This is a genomic window from Alkaliphilus serpentinus, from assembly GCF_009017255.1.
GTDB classification, from domain to species: Bacteria; Bacillota; Clostridia; order Peptostreptococcales; family Natronincolaceae; genus Alkaliphilus_D; species Alkaliphilus_D serpentinus.
In genome coordinates this window covers 1-6,212 of the sequence record NZ_WBZB01000060.1, presented here as the reverse complement: position 1 = coordinate 6,212, position 6,212 = coordinate 1, and the positions used below count along the sequence as shown (strand labels likewise).

General features: G+C 33.5%; 9 protein-coding genes. 2 read left to right on the top strand and 7 right to left on the bottom strand.

Going from position 1 to position 6,212, the window contains the following annotated elements; genetic code table 11:
- On the bottom strand, positions 1–264 hold a 264-nt coding region (locus tag F8153_RS14815), incomplete at its 3' end, for a transposase (protein ID WP_151867139.1).
- A gap of 28 nt (positions 265–292) precedes the next feature.
- Between F8153_RS14815 and F8153_RS14810 the strand changes: the two genes are divergently transcribed.
- Positions 293–1,054: a DUF885 domain-containing protein gene (locus tag F8153_RS14810; RefSeq protein WP_279237143.1), complete on the top strand. Its 762-nt coding sequence runs from the start codon at positions 293–295 to the stop codon at positions 1,052–1,054.
- A gap of 172 nt (positions 1,055–1,226) precedes the next feature.
- Here F8153_RS14810 and F8153_RS14805 read toward each other — a convergent pair whose 3' ends face one another.
- From F8153_RS14805 to F8153_RS14795, 3 genes are all read right to left on the bottom strand, one after another.
- The gene (locus F8153_RS14805) at positions 1,227–1,439 is read right to left on the bottom strand and encodes a manganese catalase family protein (RefSeq protein WP_330577807.1); all 213 of its coding nucleotides are present in this window, start codon (positions 1,437–1,439) and stop codon (positions 1,227–1,229) included.
- 74 nt (positions 1,440–1,513) lie between these two features.
- Positions 1,514–1,954 carry a hypothetical protein gene (locus F8153_RS14800; RefSeq protein WP_151867136.1) on the bottom strand — a complete coding sequence of 147 codons (441 nt, stop codon included), beginning with the start codon at positions 1,952–1,954 and terminating at the stop codon, positions 1,514–1,516.
- A 15-nt stretch (positions 1,955–1,969) separates the two neighbouring features.
- Positions 1,970–3,175, bottom strand: a complete 1,206-nt coding sequence (locus F8153_RS14795) for a hypothetical protein (RefSeq protein WP_151867135.1) — start codon at positions 3,173–3,175, stop codon at positions 1,970–1,972.
- Between the two features lie 422 nt (positions 3,176–3,597).
- Between F8153_RS14795 and F8153_RS14790 the strand changes: the two genes are divergently transcribed.
- The gene (locus F8153_RS14790; RefSeq protein WP_151867134.1) at positions 3,598–4,095 is read left to right on the top strand and encodes a DUF6147 family protein; all 498 of its coding nucleotides are present in this window, start codon (positions 3,598–3,600) and stop codon (positions 4,093–4,095) included.
- Between the two features lie 283 nt (positions 4,096–4,378).
- On the opposite strand, the gene F8153_RS14785 is transcribed toward F8153_RS14790, so the two are convergent.
- From F8153_RS14785 to F8153_RS14775, 3 genes are all read right to left on the bottom strand, one after another.
- Entirely contained in the window at positions 4,379–5,101 is a 723-nt protein-coding gene (locus F8153_RS14785) for a DUF4367 domain-containing protein (RefSeq protein ID WP_151867133.1), read from the bottom strand.
- Positions 5,101–5,673 (bottom strand): RNA polymerase sigma factor, encoded by a 573-nt coding sequence (locus F8153_RS14780; protein WP_151867132.1) that lies wholly within the window; start codon positions 5,671–5,673, stop codon positions 5,101–5,103. Before F8153_RS14780 ends, F8153_RS14785 begins: the two co-directional genes overlap by 1 nt.
- 282 nt (positions 5,674–5,955) lie before the next feature.
- Positions 5,956–6,189: a manganese catalase family protein gene (locus F8153_RS14775; RefSeq protein ID WP_330577806.1), complete on the bottom strand. Its 234-nt coding sequence runs from the start codon at positions 6,187–6,189 to the stop codon at positions 5,956–5,958.
- Positions 6,190–6,212: the final 23 nt, after the last annotated feature.

The following is a 6,212-nucleotide window of genomic DNA, read 5'->3' as shown; positions in this document are numbered from 1 at the left end:
GTCTACCTCATAGGTAAGCTGGCCAATTTTCTGCTCTAAGGCTGAAATATGTTCTTTCTTTTCTTCTAGTTCTTTTGCGTCTTCTGAAGGCCCTTTCTTAAATACCTCAGAGGCTCGATCTAAGAACTCGTTTTTCCAGCGAGATAAGACCACTGGACTGATATGATACTTAGCAGCAAGCTCGTTTATTGTAAATGTTTCCGCTAAGATTTCTAAGACAACTTTGGTTTTAAACTCTGGGGGGTAGCTATTTCTCTTTTTCATAAGATCATTATAACTTAAATTTTAGATTTTGTGTCTCACCCTATGGGTTCATTATAAAGAGGCTAAAAAGGAATATAAGTTAATTGTAGGGGAATTGAAAGAAAGACTACCTGAAATGTTTGATACAATACCTGAAGCTGATGTAGAAGTAGAAATGTATGAAGATCCTAATAAACCTTCAGTATATAACTCTGGTTCTATTGATGGTTCAATAAAGCCAAAAATTAAATTTTACTTAAGCGGTATTCATATTACTAAAAGTTTGAAAACAACAGTCTATCATGAAGCAATTCCAGGACACCATTTTCAATTTGCATTAGAAATGAAAAATAAGGATATACCAGATTTTAAAAAAATAATGCCTTTTGGAGGGTATACCGAAGGGTGGGCAAGCTATGCAGAAATCCTACCTATGGAATATGGATTCGTAGATAATCCAAAGGATAAACTTCAACTCCTTTATAGTGATCTAACTTCTGCAGTAAATACTGCAATTGATACTGGAATACACTATAAAAGGTGGACAAAATCAGAAACAGAAGAATACATTAAAAAACATAGAAACCCTAAGACACAAGTGAGTTATGATTTTTTCATTAACAATCCTTGTGACCAGATTAAATATTTTGTAGGATTAGTGAAAATGCGTGAATTAAGGAAAAGGGCTGAGGAGCAACTAGGAGAAAAGTTCAATATTAAAGAATTTCATAGGGTGATTTTGAAAAATGGAAGAATGCCATTGATTGTACTAGAAAAACAAGTTGATGATTATATAAAATCAAAAAAATGATATAATTTTTATGAGATTAGTTTTAAAAGTAAAAGAAATTTGCATAGGCAAGGGGACGCTTGGAATGGTACCAAAAATCCCGTAGAAAAATCTACAGGCCAATTTCATCCAATATTAAATACTATCACTTCTACATGGGCTAATAGATTTACCTCCATCACATCAATATGAGCTAATATATCTTCTTCGCCTGTTGATACTCCTGTACAATCCTTAAGGCCTCCCCAAACCTTTGGAAATGCACTACTTCCCTCTCCCTTAAAAATCTTAAGGCATCTTTAGCACTAGGATCATCTGCTAGGTTAAGTAAATGCTCGTAGGTGGCCCTTGCTTTCTGCTCAGCTGCCATATCCTCATGGAGGTCAGCTACAGGCTCTGCATGTATCCGATTATCAAAGATCCCTCAGGCAACTTATAGTTGCCTGAGGGATCTTTTGTTTAGCTAAGCAAGCAATGGTGTCATTTGATTAACCACATAAGTTTGGTACGGCTATTGGCATCCAGTACGTCACGTCCATGTTCTTCAGCTTGATTGGCAAATGCAATTAAGTCGGCTACTTTTGCATCAACCTCTGAACCGTCCTCAAGTAATTGATGTATTTCTTCAAGGGAATCCTCAACAACTTCAAGCATTGATATCGTGTCTTTCCGCAAGTTGCCGTTACCTAAACCATCTCTAATAGAAAGTTTGATTAGATTAGCTTCTCTGGCTAAAATCATAATCGATGTATGTGATAGGTCTTTGGTCGATATGACTTCACCTACTTTCTGGACATAAGCAATGTTGGCTACACTAAATAGTGTTCGCCTACTGTCCGCCATATTCATCAGCGTATGTACAAGTACCAGCGTCAGCAAAACTGTCAGTATTATGTGACTAAAGATGATGGACTTTTTCATATAATCTCCTTTTTGTTACCAAGATGTACTAAATGATTCTGTATCGGAAACAGTAGAGTAGTAGCTGGTGAACCCGACTTGTGGGTATGATGCGCAGACTCTATAAATCGCTTCAACTGTAAATGTCCCACTCGTTTGATTAGAAGTATTTGGGTTTACGCCGTAGAAAGTATTGACATAGTCAGGATCAGCATCAAGGGATCCTGATGTATTGCCCTGGACTTTAATACTGGGGCCATACATATCCTCATCGACAAATATACCACCTCTGGTGCTGTTGAATATATAACTTAATACACCTGTTGGAATTCCATAGTGACCCAAGACATCTGAGAATACAGATTCCCAAAGAACATAGGAGCCATCCTGTGATTCAGAAGGTGACGTTCCGTCACAGTGGCCCTTGTCAAAGTTGATAGAGGTCTCAACACTTCTAAGGTATGTTTCAACATGATATGGATTATTATTGTCCATGACGGTATTAACGTTATCGGTGTAGGCTCTTACATCAATTCGGAGCTCGTTTTCTGTTGTTTCCCTATAAATCTTACCATAGACACCAGTCGTTGTGTCACCTGCATATTCGAAGTTGCTATATGCCTGATCTAATAAGCTCCACGAACTGCTATTTTGTGTTGTTGACATTGTATCAATATCTTGCAGGTTTACTTTTTCGTCTTCTGCCTGCGCTAATGTTTCGAGCTTTTGATTATACTCTTTAAAAAGGTTTTCGTCCATAACACTTGTACCAAATGCCAGAACTGATTGGATTTTCGGTGAATTAAATGAAATGGTAATTGCCTCATCACTACCAACACGGTCATATCCAACAATAATATCCTCTTTGCCGGTTGGCATTTCAATTATACCAAATAGAGGCACAGATATCATTTCTCTTTTGTCATCAAGTGTAACAACCTGCAACATTCCTTCAGCCTGAAAACTCATGGCAGTTCCATCATGGATTATTTTACCATCTATGGATAGAGTATCGTATTCTTTGCCTTTTGCCACAGATGTAGTGTAGCTGATTTGGGAACTGATCTTCTTTGATTCTGCAGTAAAAGTGTCTCGTACGTTATCCAGCGCCTTCTCAGGACCCATTACCATGATAAATTGTAGTGTTGATTCAGCCTTTTCTGCAGCATGATTTGGGACAGTAGCAAACATCATAGTCATAACAAGCAAAAGTACTACGGATAAAAGTTTTTGTTTTTTCATTTGCTTTCTCCTCCTACTTTTTATGTGTGATATCACAAGTTTAGTGTATTACATATTTTACCAAATATCAAGAAAATTTTAACTACTAATATGTTATGTTGTTATTATAAATTGCTCTATTGTGAAAAGCAGTTTGTCTCTCGCTAACCCCTGATGAAGTCTATAAGCTACCCGATACATTTATACCCTCATATAAATTCCTCCTCCCCAATTTATTCGCCTCTTAAATTACTTGAAAAAAAATGACTTTACAAAAAAGATGTAATTAAAACCTTAATTGTTCCCATATTGTAGATTTTTTTTTATTTTTAGGACTAAATTCCTAATATTATATCTTGGAATTAATTATTTTATATAAAATAATCTATTATAAGGAACAAAATCTATTTGTAAATAATCATAATAGAAAAGGGGGGAATAATGTGAAAAAGAAATTTATATTGATTCTAAGTTGTATAATCATTTTATCAACACAATTTGTTTTTTCAACAGAGGATTTTGAGACACCAGATGGTATTAAGTCTCAAGTAGAGGGTTATGGATCAAGTGAAGATATAGACAAACAAAATTTGGACATTGATATAAAGCTAAATTCCAACTCAAATAAACATATCTCATTTACTCAAGCCACTTTACAGGATATTGGTGATCAAGTAGTCCATATTACTTCGAGGACAATTACTATAGACATAGTCGATCAACTAAGATTGAAAGTTTATCTCGAAGTATGGACAGGTGATAGCTGGTCTACTATCAAGTCTTGGTCCGATTCAATTAGTAATGAGGACTCTCATAGCTTTAGTAAATTATATAGTGTTAAACAGAATAATTACTATAGAGTTAGAGCCACTCATACAGTAATTCATGATGGATCTAGTGAAAGTGAAAGTACTATTACCTCATATATTCTTATAAAATGAGGTTGTGTAAAATAATTTGTGCTTAAGCTAAATTTATAGCTCCTTTCTGGCAATAATCAACAAATAAATCCATGCAAATAAGGAGGATGCTTTGGCATCCTCCTTATAGATTGAATACAAAGTATTCAAGATGCAGACTGATCAAAAGCCCTTAGATTGGAGACGCAATCAAAACCAGCGATTGCAGCGTATACAGAAATACGTAAGAGTGCTGGTTTTGTGAAGCAACAAAGAAGATGAGGGTTTTTCATCAGTCTGTAAGGAGGATGCTTAGGCATCCTCCTTATTTTATGTGCTGTATTATTTCAAATATATCTTCTTCGTTTATCCCTTCAACAGAGTATTTAACTCCATCATGGTCAAATATTATTAATATGCGATTATCTTTAAATTTTATTATATTATAAGTTAGATCACCATTTTTGAATTTTTCGTATGTTGCATGATTACTATTAACATTAATTGATTCAACATAATCACCTAAAAGTGGCTCTATAATAATATTAATAGTATCATTTTTATTAGACACATATATTATTTCTAAACTAATAGTCTGCTTACCAAATTCATTAATAATCGCTTCTGCAAACATATAACCCTTAGGCATTACATTAGGCAGCATAAACTTAAAGCTTGATTTATCAAGAGCTTCATCTAGCGTTACACTATAAGTCTTAGATTCTTGCTCCATATCTAGATCAATGGGAGTATTACTTTTGTTTTGGGATTGAATGTTAATAGTACTATCCATTGTTCTAACAATTAAACTCAATACCTTTTGGTATTGTGCATATATATCTGTTGTTCCTATTAATAACCCTAAAACAATTGATACACCAATAAAGATTGCTACTTTCTTAATTCTTGTGAAAGTCTTATTATTGGTTTTCATTTCTTTTTCAATATTTTCCCAAACATCTTCCATTTGCGGAACACTTATCTTATTTAATTCTAATTCTATACCTTCTTTAATATTGGAATCTAGAATATCTACTTTCTTATTCATTACAAAACCTCCCCTCTTCCACTATTTATCATACTATTAGGATCCCTTAATTTTTTTCTTAATTCTTCTTTAGCTCTAAATAATCTTGACTTAACTGTTCCTATCTTTAGGTTTAAAACTTCACTTATTTCTTCATAACTTAGATCTAGATAATAGTATAGTAGTATAATTTCTTTATATTCAATCTTTAAGTTGTTTATTTCTTGAGCAATATATTCTTTATGTTCTTTAGCTTCTAGTATTTTCTCTGGTAGATCTGAAGTTTTTACGTCTATATAAGATATTACTTTCCCTAGATCCTCAACAGGCAATTCTCTTTTGTTTGTTTTATATTTCTGAATAGCTAAGTTAAATGAAATTCTATAAATCCACCCTTCAAACTTATCGTACTCTTTTAAACTATCGATTTTATTATAGGCCTTTATAAAAGTTTCTTGAACAACATCTTTAGAATCTTGCTCATTCTTTAATATATAGAATGCTGTTCTATATACTTTGGCATTGTAAGTATCAAATAAAATATGAAACATTTTAGAGGTATCATTCTTTTTTTTATTGGAAAATAAGTTCATTCACAATCCTCCATTCATTTGAATATCTAATTAACTATGATATATACACTAAATAATATCAAACACTTCACAATTATACTGAAGAATATTGTCGAATAATTTTAAATCTAAAGACTTATTCCCTACAAATAATTTATTGTTTTGTAGAATTATCAACTATATTATTTAAAAGATTATACAGCAAAAAGCCTGCAGTTCTCACGACAGGCCAGTCTTATCTTACATTAATTTATATCACTCTCATCACTTCTACGTGGGCTAGTAAATTCTTTACTATATATTCTAATAAATTTTCTTTTGCTGCTGATACTCCTGTACAATCCTTAAGGCCTCCCCAAATCTTTGGAAATGCACTACTTCCCTCTCCCTTAAAAATCTTAAGGCATCCTTTGCACCAGGGTCTTCTGCTAGATTAAGTAAATGCTCGTAGGTTGCTCTTGCCTTCTGCTCTGCTGCCATATCTTCATGAAGGTCAGCAACAGGGTCTGCATTCAGAAAGTGGTTCCTTATTAGCAATACGATGGTTAATTACTTCTAGA

What these genes read in the sequence shown, in the direction of transcription:
- F8153_RS14800 (WP_151867136.1), bottom strand. Translation starts at nt 1,954, where the DNA reads ATGAAAAAGTCCATCATCTTTAGTCACATAATACTGACAGTTTTGCTG.
- F8153_RS14785 (WP_151867133.1), bottom strand. Translation starts at nt 5,101, where the DNA reads ATGAATAAGAAAGTAGATATTCTAGATTCCAATATTAAAGAAGGTATA.
- F8153_RS14795 (WP_151867135.1), bottom strand. Translation starts at nt 3,175, where the DNA reads ATGAAAAAACAAAAACTTTTATCCGTAGTACTTTTGCTTGTTATGACT.
- F8153_RS14780 (WP_151867132.1), bottom strand. Translation starts at nt 5,673, where the DNA reads ATGAACTTATTTTCCAATAAAAAAAAGAATGATACCTCTAAAATGTTT.